The sequence below is a fragment of the Bacteroidota bacterium genome (assembly GCA_020402865.1).
GTDB lineage: Bacteria > Bacteroidota > Bacteroidia > Palsa-965 > Palsa-965.
Genome location: JADBYT010000011.1, coordinates 59,323 through 76,427 on the forward strand (window position 1 = coordinate 59,323; position 17,105 = coordinate 76,427).

17 protein-coding genes and 1 pseudogene are annotated in these 17,105 nt (G+C 49.7%); 9 read left to right on the plus strand and 9 right to left on the minus strand.

The window, feature by feature from the left end:
- On the plus strand, window positions 1-1,185 hold the full coding sequence (locus IM638_09555; GenBank protein MCA6363273.1) for a class I SAM-dependent rRNA methyltransferase: 1,185 nt from the start codon (window positions 1-3) through the stop codon (window positions 1,183-1,185).
- A 244-nt stretch (window positions 1,186-1,429) separates the two neighbouring features.
- Window positions 1,430-3,076 (plus strand): T9SS type A sorting domain-containing protein, encoded by a 1,647-nt coding sequence (locus IM638_09560; GenBank protein MCA6363274.1) that lies wholly within the window; start codon window positions 1,430-1,432, stop codon window positions 3,074-3,076.
- A gap of 40 nt (window positions 3,077-3,116) precedes the next feature.
- On the opposite strand, the gene IM638_09565 is transcribed toward IM638_09560, so the two are convergent.
- A complete protein-coding gene (locus IM638_09565; GenBank protein MCA6363275.1) occupies window positions 3,117-3,830 on the minus strand; it encodes a hypothetical protein in 714 nt (237 codons plus the stop codon).
- A 532-nt stretch (window positions 3,831-4,362) separates the two neighbouring features.
- Window positions 4,363-5,829: an SLC13/DASS family transporter gene (locus IM638_09570; GenBank protein MCA6363276.1), complete on the minus strand. Its 1,467-nt coding sequence runs from the start codon at window positions 5,827-5,829 to the stop codon at window positions 4,363-4,365.
- A 24-nt stretch (window positions 5,830-5,853) separates the two neighbouring features.
- Between IM638_09570 and IM638_09575 the strand changes: the two genes are divergently transcribed.
- The 6 genes from IM638_09575 (at window position 5,854) to IM638_09600 (ending at window position 10,107) form a co-directional block, all read left to right on the plus strand.
- Window positions 5,854-6,192, plus strand: coding sequence for a hypothetical protein (locus IM638_09575; protein ID MCA6363277.1), 339 nt, complete (start codon window positions 5,854-5,856; stop codon window positions 6,190-6,192).
- Window positions 6,193-6,248: 56 nt separating this feature from the next.
- Window positions 6,249-7,187, plus strand: coding sequence for a methionyl-tRNA formyltransferase (locus IM638_09580; protein MCA6363278.1), 939 nt, complete (start codon window positions 6,249-6,251; stop codon window positions 7,185-7,187).
- Window positions 7,188-7,486: 299 nt separating this feature from the next.
- Window positions 7,487-7,762 carry an HU family DNA-binding protein gene (locus IM638_09585; GenBank protein MCA6363279.1) on the plus strand — a complete coding sequence of 92 codons (276 nt, stop codon included), beginning with the start codon at window positions 7,487-7,489 and terminating at the stop codon, window positions 7,760-7,762.
- A 185-nt stretch (window positions 7,763-7,947) separates the two neighbouring features.
- A complete protein-coding gene (locus tag IM638_09590) occupies window positions 7,948-8,223 on the plus strand; it encodes an HU family DNA-binding protein (GenBank protein ID MCA6363280.1) in 276 nt (91 codons plus the stop codon).
- A 106-nt stretch (window positions 8,224-8,329) separates the two neighbouring features.
- Entirely contained in the window at window positions 8,330-9,394 is a 1,065-nt protein-coding gene (locus IM638_09595) for an agmatinase family protein (GenBank protein ID MCA6363281.1), read from the plus strand.
- Between the two features lie 2 nt (window positions 9,395-9,396).
- Window positions 9,397-10,107 (plus strand): RNA methyltransferase, encoded by a 711-nt coding sequence (locus tag IM638_09600; protein ID MCA6363282.1) that lies wholly within the window; start codon window positions 9,397-9,399, stop codon window positions 10,105-10,107.
- Window positions 10,108-10,113: 6 nt separating this feature from the next.
- On the opposite strand, the gene pdxH is transcribed toward IM638_09600, so the two are convergent.
- The gene (pdxH, locus tag IM638_09605) at window positions 10,114-10,767 is read right to left on the minus strand and encodes a pyridoxamine 5'-phosphate oxidase (GenBank protein MCA6363283.1); all 654 of its coding nucleotides are present in this window, start codon (window positions 10,765-10,767) and stop codon (window positions 10,114-10,116) included.
- A gap of 153 nt (window positions 10,768-10,920) precedes the next feature.
- Here pdxH and IM638_09610 point away from each other — a divergent pair, with 153 nt between their 5' ends.
- A complete protein-coding gene (locus IM638_09610) occupies window positions 10,921-11,493 on the plus strand; it encodes a YqgE/AlgH family protein (protein ID MCA6363284.1) in 573 nt (190 codons plus the stop codon).
- Window positions 11,494-11,572: 79 nt separating this feature from the next.
- Here IM638_09610 and IM638_09615 read toward each other — a convergent pair whose 3' ends face one another.
- The 6 genes and pseudogenes from IM638_09615 to IM638_09640 all read right to left on the minus strand — a co-directional run bounded on the left by IM638_09615 (window position 11,573) and on the right by IM638_09640 (window position 17,083).
- Window positions 11,573-12,607 carry a patatin-like phospholipase family protein gene (locus tag IM638_09615; GenBank protein ID MCA6363285.1) on the minus strand — a complete coding sequence of 345 codons (1,035 nt, stop codon included), beginning with the start codon at window positions 12,605-12,607 and terminating at the stop codon, window positions 11,573-11,575.
- Window positions 12,608-12,768: 161 nt separating this feature from the next.
- Window positions 12,769-13,296: a hypothetical protein gene (locus IM638_09620; protein MCA6363286.1), complete on the minus strand. Its 528-nt coding sequence runs from the start codon at window positions 13,294-13,296 to the stop codon at window positions 12,769-12,771.
- Between the two features lie 269 nt (window positions 13,297-13,565).
- A complete protein-coding gene (locus IM638_09625) occupies window positions 13,566-14,336 on the minus strand; it encodes a hypothetical protein (GenBank protein ID MCA6363287.1) in 771 nt (256 codons plus the stop codon).
- A gap of 239 nt (window positions 14,337-14,575) precedes the next feature.
- The gene (locus IM638_09630; protein ID MCA6363288.1) at window positions 14,576-14,689 is read right to left on the minus strand and encodes a hypothetical protein; all 114 of its coding nucleotides are present in this window, start codon (window positions 14,687-14,689) and stop codon (window positions 14,576-14,578) included.
- A 27-nt stretch (window positions 14,690-14,716) separates the two neighbouring features.
- A pseudogene (locus IM638_09635) lies at window positions 14,717-15,572 on the minus strand (Bro-N domain-containing protein).
- A 104-nt stretch (window positions 15,573-15,676) separates the two neighbouring features.
- Entirely contained in the window at window positions 15,677-17,083 is a 1,407-nt protein-coding gene (locus IM638_09640; protein MCA6363289.1) for a phosphoglucomutase/phosphomannomutase family protein, read from the minus strand.
- Between the last annotated feature and the right edge of the window lie 22 nt (window positions 17,084-17,105).

Consider the following 17,105-nt stretch of genomic DNA (forward strand, 5'->3'; position numbering starts at 1 on the left):
ATGTCAACTCGCAGCATTGTTATTCTCGGATCGGGCAAAGACCAGTCGTTGCGCCGGTTTCATCCCTGGGTGTTTTCGGGCGCCATCAAAAAAATTAAAGGGCCGGTGTTCGACGGCGATGTGGTGGATGTGTATTCCAACCACGATGAATATCTCGGCAGCGGGCACTACCAGCAAGGCTCCATTGCCGTGCGCATGCTGAGTTTTGGCGAGGGCGAATACGGTGCCGATTTCTGGTCGCAGAAAATAAATCGTGCTGTTGAGTTCCGCCGCAAGGCCGGTCTGCTTGGGCAGGCGCACACCAATGTATGCCGTTTGATTTATGCCGAGGGCGACGGACTGCCCGGGCTGATTGTGGATTACTACAACGGCACAGCTGTGTTGCAGGCGCACAGCATAGGCATGCACCGCGAACGCGAAGCCATCTGCAACGCCTTGCGCGAAGCCATGGGCAGCGAACTGCACACCATTTACGATAAAAGCGCCGAATCGCTGCACCGACAGGAAGGCTATGCTGCCACAAACGGCTACCTGCTGGGCGAAAGCCAGGGCGGCACCGAAGTGCTCGAAAACGGCCACCGCTTTCACATCGACTGGGAGAGCGGACAAAAAACAGGCTTCTTTGTCGATCAGCGCGATAACCGGGCGCTGCTGGCACACTACTCGGCCGGAAGAGCTGTACTCAATACCTTTTGCTACACCGGCGGCTTTTCAGTATATGCAGGCAAAGCCGGTGCCACGTTGGTACACAGTGTAGATGCGTCGAAAAAAGCCATTGACCTTACCAACCGAAACATGGAATTAAACGGCATCACCAACCACGAAGCCGTGGCCATGGATACATTCGAATATTTAAAAGATAAGGAGAATGTTTATGACCTGATCATTCTCGATCCGCCTGCGTTTGCCAAACACGTGAATGTGAAGCACAACGCCGTAATGGGCTACAAACGTTTAAATGCAGAGGCGATTAAAAAAATTCGCCCCGGCGGAATTATTTTCACCTTCTCCTGCTCGCAGGTGGTTGACCGCAATTTGTTTGCATCTACCGTTATGGCCGCTGCAATTACCACGGGCCGAAATGTACGTGTGTTGCATCACCTCACCCAACCGGCCGATCATCCGGTAAATATTTATCATCCCGAAGGCGAATACCTGAAAGGTTTGGTAATTTATGTGGAATAACCTTTAACTATCATTCTATTAATTGTATAAAAACAACCGGTAAGCATGCTTGCCGGTTGTTTTTTGGGATATAAAATGACGGTAATTTGCGTTAACTAAATCTGTTAGTATCTTCTGCTTGACTTTGGTAAGATCAGCTATGTACATTGCTGCATAAATCACACTGTTTGCGCATACAGTTAGTCAATTAACCAGAAATCACGGCATACCTTATTGCTGTAATTCTACACGCACACTCTCACCCATGAAAACAAAATTGCTAACTAAGGTTGGCCTGGCTGCGCTGTTTCTTGGCGGAACGCTTCAGGCACAGATTCAGTTTTACTATCATTTCAATCCGGGTACGTATGATCGTGGCCGGGGAAATGAGATCATTCAGACCACTTCTACCACGGCCCCGATTGGTATGGTAGTAGCAGGTGCGGCGTTTTCGGCAGGCAACGTGCCTTCGGCATTTATTGCGAAGTACACTAACGCCGGCGCAACGGTGTTTCATCGTTTTTACTCGCTCAATGCAGCTCCGGCAGGCAGCGTGTGCGAAGCGGTAAGTATTGTGGAATCGCCCAACACAGCCACACCGGGCTTTGGTATGCTCTGTTACACCAGCGCAGCACCTGCACAAACCGTGCTCATTAAAACCGATGTCAACGGTACTTTCCTCTGGAAACGTGAAATTGGTCCGCTTCGCGGTGCTTCGGTGGCGTATGATGCTACTTTGCAACGCTTCCTCTGCCTCACACAGATTTTTACACAGGGCACAAACCAGATTCAGCTGGTAGTGGTGAATGCCAACACAGGCGCCATAGTGTTTAACCGTTATTTCGACGGCTGTCAGGGTGATGATACACCGGTAACCGTTATTCACGATACCAGTATAAACGAATATGTGTGTCTGGGTAACAGCCGCAACCTTGCAAGCGGCGATTCGCAGATTATGCTGGTGCGTGTAACCACAGGCGGCATAATCACTTACATCCGCGCCTTTGGCGATCCAATGCGCCGCGAGTTTGCTACTGATTTGCTGCGCAACCCGGCTGTGGCTGATTACACCATTGGCGGCTACATTGGCGGAGCACCCAACACACCGTTTTTTGCCAGCATTACTGTGGCGGGCGCAGCACCGGTAATTACGCCCTGCAATGGTTTGCCCGGCGATAATATTCCGCGCCGCATGGCGCTTATCGGCGGCAATTACCTCATGGTGGGCCGCCAAACCGATGCCGTGGGCAATGTAAACGGATTTGTTGTGGGCGTTACATCTGCATTCGCCCCGCTGGGTTATCGTATTTACGGACAGCCCCCGGCAGCAGGCAGCGAAGAGCTTGTGGATATTTCACTTGGCTCGGTAGCCGCTACGCCTACTATTATGTGCGGCACACATCAGCGCACCGTGGCCTGGCTGGGATCGGCCGCAGGCGCATCATACAACTGGGTTGTAACCGCCAATCCGGCAGGCGCTGGAACCTGTCCGCAGAACTTTGGATTTGTCAACTTCAGCTATGTACCAGCCTTAGTAAACTGTACTTTCTTTGAAGCCTCAATTGCCCCCACACTTGTAGCGCAGGCAAACATTAGCCAAACAGCCACCGCACTCAACGAATGCACAAACCCCAACCGCCTTGCAGCTGTGGAAGACAATGCACAGGTAGCCCTGCTCTATCCCAACCCGGCCAACCAGCAACTCATCACCGAAATTGTGCTGGGCGAAAATGAAACCGCAGAACTTGTGCTGCTCGACATGACCGGCCGCGTGGTGAAAACCGAAACACTCGGCAACCAGAGCGGCCGCATTGGAACACAGGTTGGTGATTTGCCCGAAGGCATTTACCTCTGCATCATTCAAACCGCCACACGTAAACTGCTTGAGCAGAAAGTGGTGATTACACATTAGTACTTTCCGGTGGCTTCGATCCCCGCAGAAAATGCGGGACTCAGCCACCGGAATCTAATGCCTCCCGGAGGCTCAGCTTGTCGAAGCCACCGGAATCAAATGCATCACGGAGGCTCAGCTTGTCGAAGCCACCGGAATCAAATGCATCACGGAGGCTGAGCTTGTCGAAGCCACCGGAATCAAATGCCTCCCGGAGGCTCAGCTTGTCGAAGCCACCGGAATCAAATGCCTCACGGAGGCTCAGCTTGTCGAAGCCACCGGAATCTAATGCCTCCCGGAGGCTCAGCTTGTCGAAGCCAACGGAATCTAATGCCTCCCGGAGGCTGAGCTTGTCGAAGCCACCGCAAGCAAATGCATCACGGAGGCTCAGCTTGTCGAAGCCACCGGAATCAAATGCCTCCCGGAGGCTCAGCTTGTCGAAGCCACCGGAATCAAATGCATCACGGAGGCTCAGCTTGTCGAAGCCAACGGAATCTAATGCCTCCCGGAGGCTGAGCTTGTCGAAGCCACCGGAATCAAATGCATCACGGAGGCTCAGCTTGTCGAAGCCACCGGAATCTAATGCCTCCCGGAGGCTCAGCTTGTCGAAGCCACCGGAATCTAATGCCTCCCGGAGGCTGAGCTTGTCGAAGCCACCGGAATCAAATGCCTCACGGAGGCTGAGCTTGTCGAAGCCACCGGAATCTAATGCATCACGGAGGCTCAGCTTGCGGAAGCCAACGGGAAAGAGAAAATCAGACAGTTGCATTTTCACACAGCCGGAACAGCAGTTATGTTGTTCCGGCTGTTACATTATACCCATACTGGAGTATAATTCATAGAAACCATCATAAATAAAAAACAATTAGAGCCAGCTTATCATTTGTTTTTGAGATTTGTTTTGAGCGCATTTTTCCTCAGACAAGGCGTGTTTTACAGGCGCTCCTTGGAGAGGATCGTCAAAAAACAGAACGCAGGATGAGAAAAAATGAGACGAAACAAAGCCAAAGGATGATAGATAAACAGGCTCTTAGTGTCCTCCTAAATTATTCAGAAAAAAAAGAAATGGTATCGAAATAATCAGTTCGACCTGAAAATAAAAATAATGCACAAAAAAATAAGGAGCGAACCTTAACTGCAATAAATTACCAACTGTTCCGGCTTTCCACTCCAAATGCTCGGGAAATAGTACATGTGAAAACATATTGACTCCTGCGCGTTTTCCGTTACAATCCGGGCTAATTATTCAATCCTTCAGGTGTTTCAAATAATATTTAAATAAAACAAATTTTTCCTTCCCTCAACCCTCACCTGAACATCGTCACCAGCATCGTCATCAGCGTAATAAGCACAATACCCGCCACATCAGCCGGCAGGCCGGCTTTATACATGTCGCGGCCGCGAATGCGGCGGCTGCTGAACACAATGGTGTTGGGCGCGGTGGCCACCGGCAGCATAAAGCCGAGCGACGAGGCCAGCGTGGCCGGAATAAGCAGTTCGAGCGGATGCACACCCAGCGGTGCGGCCATGGCAAGCAGTATGGGCAGAATAAGCTGTATGCAGGCCACGTTGGAGGCAAACTCGGAAATGATAGCGATTACAATACACATGCCCAGCACCACCACCGGCAGCGGAAAACCCTGCAGGCCCGAAAGGCTTTGCTTCAGCCACTCATTCAGTCCCGATTCCTGAAAGCCGAGCGAAAGTGCAAAGCCGCTGCCGAAAAGTAAAATCACATCAAACGGAATGCGCTCGGCTTCCTTCCACTGCAGCAGGTTGCGCCCCGGCTCGCTGCGCGAGGGCCAGAGAAACAACACCAGCGCCGCCAGCACAGCCGGTAAGGCATCCTGCATCCACCCGGCCTTGCTGCCAAACAACGAGGCCCAGCCCCGCAGCGTAAAACTGCCGAAATCAATATCGCTGCGAAAAAACCAGAGCAGCACCGTTACGGCAAATACGCCGCCAATTACCTTTTCTTCATACGTTAGTGGCCCCAGCTTCTGCTTTACATCCAGAAAATAACTCCGCTCAATGTCAAGCTTCATATCGCGCTTTATGAATACCATGCGGAGAATGAAATACACCACCACCAGCAAACACACCGCTACAGGGAGCCCCCATTTCATCCATTCCACAAAATTCATGTCGGTGGCACCGGGAAATTCCTTGAGGTAGCGGCTGTAAAAAATCATGTTGGTGGGCGTGCCTACCAGTGTGGCCATGCCGCCAATGCTGGCCGCGTAAGCAAGACCAATAAGCAGCGCGGTGGCCAGACGCTGCCGCTCTTTTTCGCTGGTCATAAACTCTTCTACCTGATGCAGCAAGGCCAGCACAGCCGAAAGCAGCATCATTACCGTAGCGGTGTTTGATATCCACATGGAAATGAGAAACGCCGTAAGCATTACGCCCAGCAAAATGCCCGATGGCTTTGTGCCCACCGCCAGCAGTATGCGCACGGCTATGCGCCGGTGAAGGTGCCAGCGTTCAACCGCAAAGGCCAGCAGAAAACCGCCTATAAAAAGAAAGATGATATCGTCCATGTAGCTTTGCGCCACCGGCTTTACGGCGGCTATGCCCAGCAGCGGAAGCAGCACAATGGGCAGCAGCGCAGTTACGGCAAGATGCACCGGCTCGGTAAGCCACCACCAGGCCATCCACGCCACCACGGCTACCATGCGCGTTACTTCGGGGCGGCTGCTGTCTATATCGGCAAAGGCCAGAATGAGCACCGCCAGCAACGGGCCGAGCAAAAGATGCAGTTTGGAACGATTCATGTACTTTTGACAAAAATTTGACCCATGTACAAACATAAACATCTTCTGCTCCTCATTTTCATTGCCCTGACCACCGGCGGTTGTTTCCTGAAGAAAAAAGAAACCGAAAAAACCACCGACTATGCCGCACAGGGTTATGTAAAGGCGTTTGTGGTGGATTATGAGCTCGACGGATGCCGGTGGATGCTGAGGCTCGACAACGAGGATCCGAACGACGATGACAAGAAAATGGAACCTGATTTTCTGTTCAGCGAATTTCAGAAAGACAGTTTGCCGGTGTGGCTCAAATACCAGAAAGAAGAGCGCATAAGCATTTGCATGGCCGGCGAAACGATTAAGGTAATCGACATTAAAAAAAGATAACCGCAATTAGTATTTTGGAAATTTCAGAAAAAGCACGCGCGCTCCGTATTGTATATATGGGCACACCCGGTTTTGCCGTGGAACCGTTGAAAACACTGCTTGATGCAGGCTGCAATGTGGTGGGCGTAATTACTGCGCCCGATAAGCCGGCCGGACGCGGGCAGCAGCTTCAGCACAGCGATGTGAAGGCGTTTGCCTTAACACGTAACCTGCACATTTTACAGCCGGAGAAACTGAAGAACCCTGAATTTTTGCAGGAACTTTCTGCGCTCAAAGCCGATTTACAGATTGTGGTAGCATTTCGCATGCTGCCCGAAGTGGTGTGGAATATGCCGCGGCTGGGCACGTTTAACCTGCACGCTTCGCTGCTGCCGCGCTACCGGGGCGCCGCACCAATTAACCGCGCCATTATGAACGGCGATACCGAAACGGGCGTAACAACCTTTTTCCTGCAGCACGAAATTGACACGGGCAATATTGCCTTCCGCGAGGCATTGCCCATCGGCCACGACGAAACGGCCGGTCAGCTGCACGACAGGCTCATGCACACCGGCGCTGCACTGGTGCTTAAAACGGTAAACGCCGTGGCCGAAGGCAACTGCCCCGCTGTGCCGCAGCAGCAGTTTGTAAAGCCCGGCGAGATACTGCCCGACGCGCCCAAGCTCTTCCGCGAAGATGCTCACATCAACTGGCAGCTGCCTGCACAGCAAATCGTCAATCTGATACGCGGCCTGAGCCCCTACCCGGCTGCCTGGACCGAACTGCACAGCAGCCAGGCTCCTGCGCTGGGCTTAAAACTCTTCAAAGCACGTTTTGAGCCGGCCACACACCAGTTGCCAACCGGCACAGCAGTAAGCGAAGCAAACACGCTTAAAGTAGCTGTAGCGCAGGGATACCTATATATAGACGAACTGCAGGCCGCCGGGAAAAAGCGTATGCAAACGGTTGATTTCCTGCGCGGATACAGGCTTCCGCCCGATGCGGTACTGAGGTAACGGTTACAGGGAAGCGATACTTCCGCCTTCGGAATTTCTACACATAAACGTTGAAACCGATACTATAAGCACAATACAGCGGCACACAAGCCGCAAAATAGCCGCTCACGCCACTTTCGGCTTTCGGCTGCCTTGAAAGCCGCAACAGCAGCCATTATCCCCTACACTTATTAACAAACCACCCTATTTATCAACAAATCCGACGGTTTGTGAGGTGAAACACTTGCACAGTAAGGAACTGCCATTATTTTTGCCACGTTCAGTAACAATCAATCTTTAACCAAACAAAACAAAACGTCATGAACAAAGCAGAACTGATCGACGCTATCGCTGGTGAGTCAAAACTTTCTAAGGCTGATGCCGGCCGTGCACTTGATGCAATGGTAGGTGCTGTAACCAAAGCCCTCAAAAAAGGTGACCGCGTGAGCCTCGTTGGCTTCGGTACTTTCTCAGTAACCAAGCGTGCTGCCCGCACAGGCCGCAATCCCCAGACTGGCAAAGCCATCAAAATTGCTGCTAAAAAAGTAGCTAAGTTCAAAGCTGGTGCCGACCTGGCTAAGACCGTTAACAAGTAATTAAACGCCCTCAGGGCACTTGTTTACATCTAAAAAAGGCTGCTTCATGAAAATGAGGCAGCCTTTCTTTTTGTACGCACACTGTAGCAAAGAAAAATTACTGGTTTGTACGCATATCCTTGCTTTTCTGCCAGGATCGGATAGCTTTGTATTGTTCATTCATCCCACCAAAAAAACAAAACATCATGAACAAAGCTGAACTCATTGAAGCGATTGCCTCAGAAACCAACCTGTCTAAAGCCGATGCCGGTCGCGCACTCGACGCGATTACCGGCACCATCACAAAAACGCTGAAAAAAGGCGACAAAATCAGCCTCGTTGGTTTTGGTACGTATTCGGTGAGCAAACGTGCAGCACGCATGGGCCGCAATCCGCAAACCGGCAAAGCAATTAAGATTGCCGCCAAAAAAGTAGCCAAATTCAAAGCCGGCACCGATCTCAACAAAACCATCAACAAGTAATTCCATTACTTTTCTGCAAACGGCAATGTTCGCTTTCGAACATTGCCGTTTTCTTTTGCACACAGGTGAAACGGCTTTCGTAGCTTTGCGGCTGAATTTTTACCTTATGACCAAAGCCGAAAAAATTGCCGCTTTCGACCCGAACAGCCCGGGCGATCCCAATAGTTCCATTTATGGTTTGCCGTTTACCTGCGACGAAGCCGACACCGTGGTTGTGCCCGTGCCGTGGGACGTAACCGTATCGTACAGCGACGGTACGGCAAACGGACCGGAAGCCATTTTCGAAGCCTCGTTTCAGGTTGATTTGTATGATCCGTATGTGAAGGATGCCTGGAAATCGGGCATTGCCATTGATGAACTGCCGGTGCGCGTAAAAGCAAAATCGGAGGAGCTTCGCGAAAAAGCAAAACTGTATATCGACGCCATCATCAACGGCGATGATCCCGGGCAAAAGCCCGAACTGAAAGCTATTCTCAACGCTGTAAACGCAGCCTGCGTAGAGCTCAACGGCCATGTAAACGACCGCACCGGCCACTGGCTCGATAAAGGCAAATGCGTGGCGCTGCTGGGCGGCGACCACAGCACACCCTTCGGCTTCTTCGAAGCACTGGCAGCACGCAACGAAAGCTTTGCCATTTTACAGATTGATGCGCATGCCGATTTGCGCGAAGCATACGAAGGCTTCATCTTCTCACATGCGTCCATAATGTACAACGCGCTGCGCATTCCGCAAATCAGCAAATTAGTGCAGGTGGGCATACGCGATTATTGCCAGGCCGAAGCCGAACTGGTGGAAAACTCAAACGGCCGCGTGGTTACGTTTTACGACCGCGACATCAAGCAGGCAGCCTACACCGGCCGCAGCTGGGCCGAACAGTGCAGCATCATTGTAAACGAGCTTCCGCAAAAAGTTTACATCAGCTTCGATATCGACGGACTTGATCCGAAGCTTTGCCCGAACACAGGAACGCCTGTGGCCGGAGGCTTTGAGTTTGAGCAGGCTGTATATCTCATGCAGCAGGTAGTGGAAAGCGGCCGCACCATTATTGCACTCGACCTGAACGAAGTGGCTCCCGATCCCAACGGACTCAACGAGTGGGATGCCAACGTGGGCGCACGCCTTTTACAACGCATGTGCCACCTCATGGCACGTTCGCAGAAAAAGATTTAATCATGCAGCGATACAACAAGGCGCTGTATGATTACCTCATCGGCTTCATCAGCGAACAACGCAAAGAGAAATTCGAAAATTACATCCTCAACCGCACACGCTATGTAACCGTGGCGGTTGAGGATATTTACCAGACACACAACGCCAGCGCCGTGCTGCGCAGTGCCGAGTGTTTCGGTATTCAGGATGTACACATTATTGAAAACCGAAACCGCTACCGCCCCAGTGCCGAAGTGGCAAAAGGTGCCGAAAAATGGCTCACCCTGCACTACCACAACAAGCACGAAAACAACACGCAGGCCTGCATTCAGCATTTACGCAACGAAGGCTACCGCATTGTGGCCACTACCCCGCACGAACGCGATCAGATGATTTATGATCTGGATGTGAGCAAGGGAAAAATTGCGCTGTTCTTCGGTACCGAAATTGAAGGAATTTCGGAGGAAGTACGCAACGAGGCCGATGAGTTTGTGAAAATTCCGATGTTCGGATTTACCGAGAGCTTCAACATCTCTGTATCAGCCGCTATCTGTTTGTACGAAATCAAACAGAAACTCACCGATGCGTTGCCGTGGCAGTTATCGGAAACCGAAAAAGAAGATATCCTGCTTACCTGGGTAAAGCAATCGGTGCGTGAGCCTGAACTGCTGGAGAAAGAGTTTCAGAAAATCCTCAACACCGGACTTCAGGCCGGCGAAGCAGAGCGCAGTTAACCGCTGCTACGGCGCAAGGCGCGCGGTAATCCAGTGGCCTGCGGCATCTTTCTCGAAGCAGATACGATCGTGCAGGCGGCTTTCACGGCCCTGCCAGAACTCGAAATAATCGGGCTGCAACACATAACCGCCCCACCATTCGGGCCGCGGCACTTCCTGATTTTCGAAGCGTTTATCCATTGCCGCCAGCTCAGTATCAAGCACCAGACGACTGCTTATTTTGCTGCTTTGCGGCGATGTCCAGGCGCCTAAACGGCTGCCGCGCGGACGGCTGGCAAAATAGCTGTCGCTTTCGGCGGCGGTTTGCACAAGCAAACGTCCTTCAATGCGCACCTGCCGCTCAAGCTCGGGCCAGAAAAAAAGCATCGCCGCATGCGGATTGGCCGCTATTTCGTGCCCCTTGCGGCTGTTGTAGTTGGTGTAAAACACAAAACCGTTTTCGTCGAAATTGCGCAGCAGCACAATGCGCGACGAAGGCCGGCCCGCCTGGCTTACGGTTGAAACCGCCATGGCATTGGGTTCGTTTACCTGCGCCTCTACAGCCGCTTTAAACCAGGTTTCGAACTGCTGCACAGGGTTGCTGTGTACCATCGTTTCATCAAGCGTAAGCTTGGAGAAATCGTGGCGTAGTTTGTTTATGTAATCTCTTAAATTTTCCATAAACCAATTCATCTGAACGAGTCCAAAGTTACACACCGCAATGCTTCCACAGCTGAGCAGTGTGGTAAATAAAACTGACATCGGTTTGGTTAATGTGGAAAACAAAGCGTTAAACAAAAAAATACGGTCAGGGTTTTTGTTTATTTTGGGGTAATGAAATTATTCCCGGCCAATACATTTACCCCTACTCAAGGCCGCCTGCTGGTAGCCGATCCGTTTCTCGACGATGATTATTTCCGACGCGCCGTAGTGCTGCTCATCGAACACAACGAAAAAGGTTCGCTGGGTTTTGTGCTTAACAAACCGGTAGAGCTGCGCCTGCACGAAGTGATTGACGATTTTCCGCAGTACGATGAGCCTGTACATTTTGGCGGCCCCGTGCAGCGCGATCAGCTTTACTACATACACACCCTTGGCGATACCATTGAAGGCAGCATACAGGTAAGCAAAAACCTCTGGTGGCTGGGCGATTTTACACAGGTGCGCGAACTGCTTTCCGCCGGTATGCTGGGCCCGCACAACGTGCGCTTTTTTATTGGCTATGCCGGCTGGGAAGCCGATCAGCTGGAGCGCGAAATGAAAGACCGCTCCTGGTACGTGGCCCGCGCCTCACACGAACTTATTTTCGACCGCCACTTCAACGAAAACTGGGGCCGTGTCATGCGAAGTATCAGCGCCGATCATGCCCTTATGGCTGGTTTCCCGGAAGATCCTTCGATGAATTAACTTAAAGCCTGTTTAAATAATTGCAAACTAAACGCCAGCCCAAAAGGCTGGCGTTTATTCATACTGCTACATACAACGCTTAGTCAAGCATACCGCTGGCCTGCAAAAACACATCCAGATCGGCCGTTTTGCGGGCAAACTCTTCTTTCGAAAGTGTGTCCCAGTAGTTCAGTGCATCCGGCGCGGCATTGTCCATAGCCGAATACTTCTGTTCTTTTACTTCCACGTTAAAGCGCAGGTAATTTGTTTTTTCAAGCAGCACCTGCTTCTGCACGTAGTCAGTGGTTTGGTTCACGCCATACATCATAATATCGAGCAGGGGCTGTATCCATTTCACCGCACTCATGCGCTCCGATTCACGAATGGAAAGCTGACCGTTGTAGCGCCCCGTGCCTACAGAAAGCACGTGTACATTGCTCAGCGTATCATCAATGCGGCGGTCGCCCACGTAATAGCGTGCATGTTTTATGAGTTCGGCAAGTGCGCCTATGCTCGGGTTGTTTATATACACACCGCCGTCAATACAGTTAAACTCGCGGTTGCCGTGTTTAAAATGGCAGGGTGGAAAATACGTAGGCCCGGCCGAGGTAGAACGGCAGGCATGAAACAAGGTAAAGTTTTCGTCTTCGGTTTCAAACGCTTCGCGGGTTTTGAAAAAGCGAGGCTCGTTATTGAAAATATCGTAGCTGCAAATGAGCACGGGTTTCAGCGTTTGCTTTAAACGCACCTCGCCCATTCGTTCGCGCAGCACGGCTTCAATGCCATCGGGCGCATAAAGTGTTTCGCCGCCCAGCACATAGCCTTTTACCTTGCGCCAAAGGCCGGGCCTGGGAAAAATACGCTGCCCGTCTTTCAGGTAAATATCAATAATGTCCTGCAGGTTATACTTCGGCAGCGATGGCCGCGTGGCATCCGGCACCGTAAGCGCCGCACTGATAAGACCACCCGTAGATGTACCGGCAATAATATCGAAATAACTGTACAGCGGCTTGGGCGAAAGCCCTTTGGCTTTGCGCTGCTCGTTTAAACGGATTTCAAGCAGTTGCAGATAACGCGCGGGAATAATGCCGCGCATACCGCCACCGTCGAGTGAGAGTATGCGAATGGGTTGCATGGATGTGTAGGGTGTGTTTGAGTGAATTTTAGGGCGACAAGATACAACCTGAGTGGCATGTATGGTGGAGACTGTTGAAAATTTAGAGGCGGAAGTTTTGGGGGAATAGTTGGGGCAAACTGGTACAGATACAAAATACTACGCATATCAAAATTTGCATTTTACAATTTCTGCTTTGTATCAAACTGACTGGGATTATATGCATTAATGCGTTCTACTGAATTCACGATCAATAAAATCACCTCCTGCCATTCTTTCTGACTTAACGCATAAAATTCATTGTAGAATTCCTGCTCCCTTATTGTATTCTTGCGCGCATCAAGTAAGTTCAGGTAGCGGTCGTTCATTATTTTTGTCCGGTATTCTGCTATTTCAACATACGCGGTTTGCTCAAGCCCCACACTGTTTTCGTAAACTTTATTCCCCGCTTTATCTTTTGCAATCCAATGCAATCGTTCTTTATTCATGTAAAACGAAATTGTTTTTGCATTTTCAAACCAAAAGCCCAATGCGAAATAACCATAATACCCAATACCAACTATTGAAGCCGCAAATACAATTAAATAATTCCACTTAAATTTTACAATCATTCCAAATATGACTAGTACAAATACTGCAAAAGACACAGTAAACCAAATACTTATTGTGATTAATCGTCCTTTGTGTTTCTTTAATTGAAATTCAAGCATGTTATTTCTTCTTGTGGCGAATTAGTTTTCACCAGATTGATTTGCAGGGTTTGTAAGAGGCTTGTAAAAATACATAATTGCAGAATTAACAAACTTCTTCGGTTTGACAGGGCAAAGCCTCTCAGGCATTGTGGCTGCAAGTTGCATATCTGCTCATGCAAAAGCATTGCGCTTTGTTTGTCGGGCCAATGAAGTAAACACTTGCCAGCTGTTTAAATACACAACAGTATAAAACGATGAAGCAATGCGGATGAAAAACTGACTATCTATTATTTGGGTGAAGCCGGATAAATTATTTTCATTTTATGTATGGCGGTAATCTCATCAGTTGACTGTTCGTAATTGGTAACTCTCACTTCCACAATTCTGCCCTTTTTGTCTTTTGTCAGCAGATGCACCTTTCGTTCAGTATCATTACGGTACTTCTCGAACGAAGTATCGGTAAATGAAGATGTGGTTTTCAGATAACCGGGATCAGGAAGATGAATATATTGATTCACGTATAGACTCAATGGTTCATCAAAGGAAAAGTAGCTCACATACCTGAATGCCGTATCACCAAACTGGTGATAATAAACCGAATCGGTAAGTCTGCCGTTACTATATCTTGTTTTTGTATAGATATACTGGTTGGTTGTTTTGATGTGCCGTATCGTTGTGGTTTTTCCGTCAGTGCCCACATAGTTTGTATCAGGTAAAAACTGACTGTGGTAATAAATTGGAATCAGATTTACTTTTTCGTCCGACTGCCAAATTGAAAACGACTCCTCGTCAACCCATGCGTATGCGGTAGAAGGGTGTACAAGTTCATTCTCTTTGTTTACCGTCCATGCGTCTGATTTTGCCTGCTGCGAACTAAGGTCGGTTACAATGATACGGGTACCGGGCGGAAGCTCGCGGGCTGTAAGCAGTGCATGAAGTTCGGTTTTAAAAACAAGCAGGTTATTGATAACCACTTCTTCATCATAAAGAATACTCTGTGTAAATAATGGAATACACACGAGCAGAATTAGTATGCGGATTGCCGAAAAATGTTTCATAATACCTGTTTTTAAAACATCACTTTGTGATAAGTAAATTTTTTCTCCGACAAAGCGCTTTTCGCAGGCGATACTTAGATAGTATCGACAAGAAATACAACGCAGGATAGGGAAAAATCCACTTATCACAAAGCCGAAGGAAAAATTTAAACAGCCTCTTAACATTACCCATTTTTTCAACAAAAAAAACCGCCTCAAAAAAGAAGCGGTTTTAAATGTTTACAAAACTTCCAACTCCCCTACCCCAGCAACGTCTTATGCGCTGCCTCCAGAATAGCAAATGCCTCCTCACGGGTAGCGGCCTCGGCGTAGGTACGCAGCACCGGCTCTGTGCCTGAGGCGCGGATCATCATCACCCAGCGGTTTTAGTCTTGAAACTTTTATCGCTTCTTTTTACTTTGTTTCTTGCTTCCCTTATCCAATTGCAATGCAGTCTTGGCATTAAGAGAAGTCACCACCTTTTTGCCCGTTCTGGCTTCGAGTTCTTTAAAGAGCTACTTTAGCTACATTGCCACCTTGTTTTGCTACTTCTTTGCTTTCGTCGAAAGTGTTGGGCCTGATGGCTGCTGAAATGTCTTTTGCAGATGCTTCCGCAAGCATGTTCAATATAAGCTCTGTATTGGTCATGTTGTCGCGCAGATTTTCCTTTTTCAGACCTTTCAGAATTTTATATTCTTTTGTCGTTTTATCGCTCCATGCTTTAGTAATTATGTCAGTAAGTGTGGCAAATTGAATACCTTCCTTCAAGCCACGCTTTTTCCATTCATCCGTAAGTTCTTTTCTAATTTCAATACTTTTTAGTCGTTAATTAATCCAACTTTCAGAGTAGCCAAGATTCATGTACTGTTCTAAAGCTCTATCGATTGACAGTTCAGGATCCTGCATTTCGTCTAACCGCTCAGCCGCTACCTGAGCCAGCCACAGTTTAAACGGCTCTGCTTTTGGCGAGGGAACAGACTGAATAAGACGAAAAAGTTGCTCTGTATCAGCGACATCAGTAAGATATAATTTACCGTCGGCCGACGGCATTTTCAGTTGACTACAATTTGTAGCCAACTGACTTCCCTCAGCTTTAAGCCTTGTTTTCAGTACACTCCAATACTTTCTTGGATTTGGGCTGTTAGTCAATACAGCCACCACATCCACAATGGAGATATACCACTTCTCCTGTTCAGCATCCCAAACAGACCTCACGTGTTTATCTTCAAAAACCTGTATTTGATTTTGTTTCTCCATATCTGAAATTACCAATGTATAAATGATACTGTACAAATCAAACATAAATAAAGCCGCTCTTAAAAAACTCAAAAGCGGCTTCAAACTATCTACTTCCAACTCCCCTACCCCAGCAACGTCTTATGCGCTGCCTCCAGAATAGCAAATGCCTCCTCACGGGTAGCGGCCTCGGCGTAGGTACGCAGCACCGGCTCTGTGCCTGAGGCGCGGATCATTACCCAGCGGTTCTCGTCGATAAAAAACTTCCAGCCGTCGAGATCGTCCACGCGGGCTACGGTGTAGTTGCCGAAGGCTTTGTAGGTGCCGTTTTTGCAGTTGGCTACGATGCGGTTTTTGTCGGCTTCTTCGAGGTGCAGGTCGATACGTTCGAAGGCGAAGGTGCCGGTAATGGCATATACTTCTTCGATGAGGGCGTTGAGCGATTTGCCGCTTTTGGCCATGAATTCCCAGATGACAAGGCCCATCCAGATGCCGTCGCGCTCGGGAATATGGCCTTTTATGGCAATACCGCCCGATTCTTCGCCGCCCACCAGCACATCTTCCTTCACCATGATGCCGCAGATGTATTTGAAGCCGATTTTCACCACTTCGAGCGGCAAGCCATAGTGCTCACAGATGTTCTTAATTTTCACAGTGGTGCTGAACGCGGTGCACACTTTGCCGCGCATGCCTTTGTATTTGGCTAAGTAGTGAATGAGCAGGAGAATGATGTGGTGCGAATCGACAAAATTGCCCTTGCTGTCGAACAGGCCGATACGGTCGGCATCGCCGTCGGTAGCGAGGCCCACATCAATATCGCCCGATTCGCGGATCACGCTGGCAAACTCTTCGAGGTTGCGCAGAATAGGCTCCGGCGCCTGTCCGTCGAAACTCGGGTTGTGCTCGCAATGCAGCAGGGTGGCATCGGGGAATAAACGACGGATTACATTTTGTCCGGCACCGTACATGGCATCATACGCCAGATTGAGGTTCGAATTGCGGATGGCATCGAGATCGAAGCTGGCTTCTACGTGGCGGATGTAATCGTCTTCGAGCGGCACAATTTTGAGCAGGCCCGAGGCTTCGAAATCAGCCAGTTTAAGACTGTCGAGCGGCGTTTCGGCCACTTCGGGAATGAGCGGTTCAATTTCGGCAATGCCTTCGGGCGAAAGCGGGCCGCCGTAGGAAGCCTTGAGTTTATAGCCGTTGTACGACGGCGGGTTGTGACTGGCGGTTACGATAATGCCCAAATCGGCACCGTAGTTGCGCGCACCGAGCGATACCATGGGCGTGCTCACAAAACCTTTGGCCAGATACACTTTGATGCCGTGGTGAAGCAGCACTTTGGCGGTGGTTTCGGCAAACAGATCGCCGGCAAAACGGCAGTCGTGTCCAACTACCACAGCGGCGCCGGGCTTTTGCTGCTTAAGCCATTTTACGGTGCCTTCGGTAACGCGGGCTACATTTTCAACGGTAAATTCTTTCGCTATAATGGCCCGCCAGCCGTCGGTGCCGAATTTGATCTGGTACATACGTTTCAGTTTAAGGAGAGCA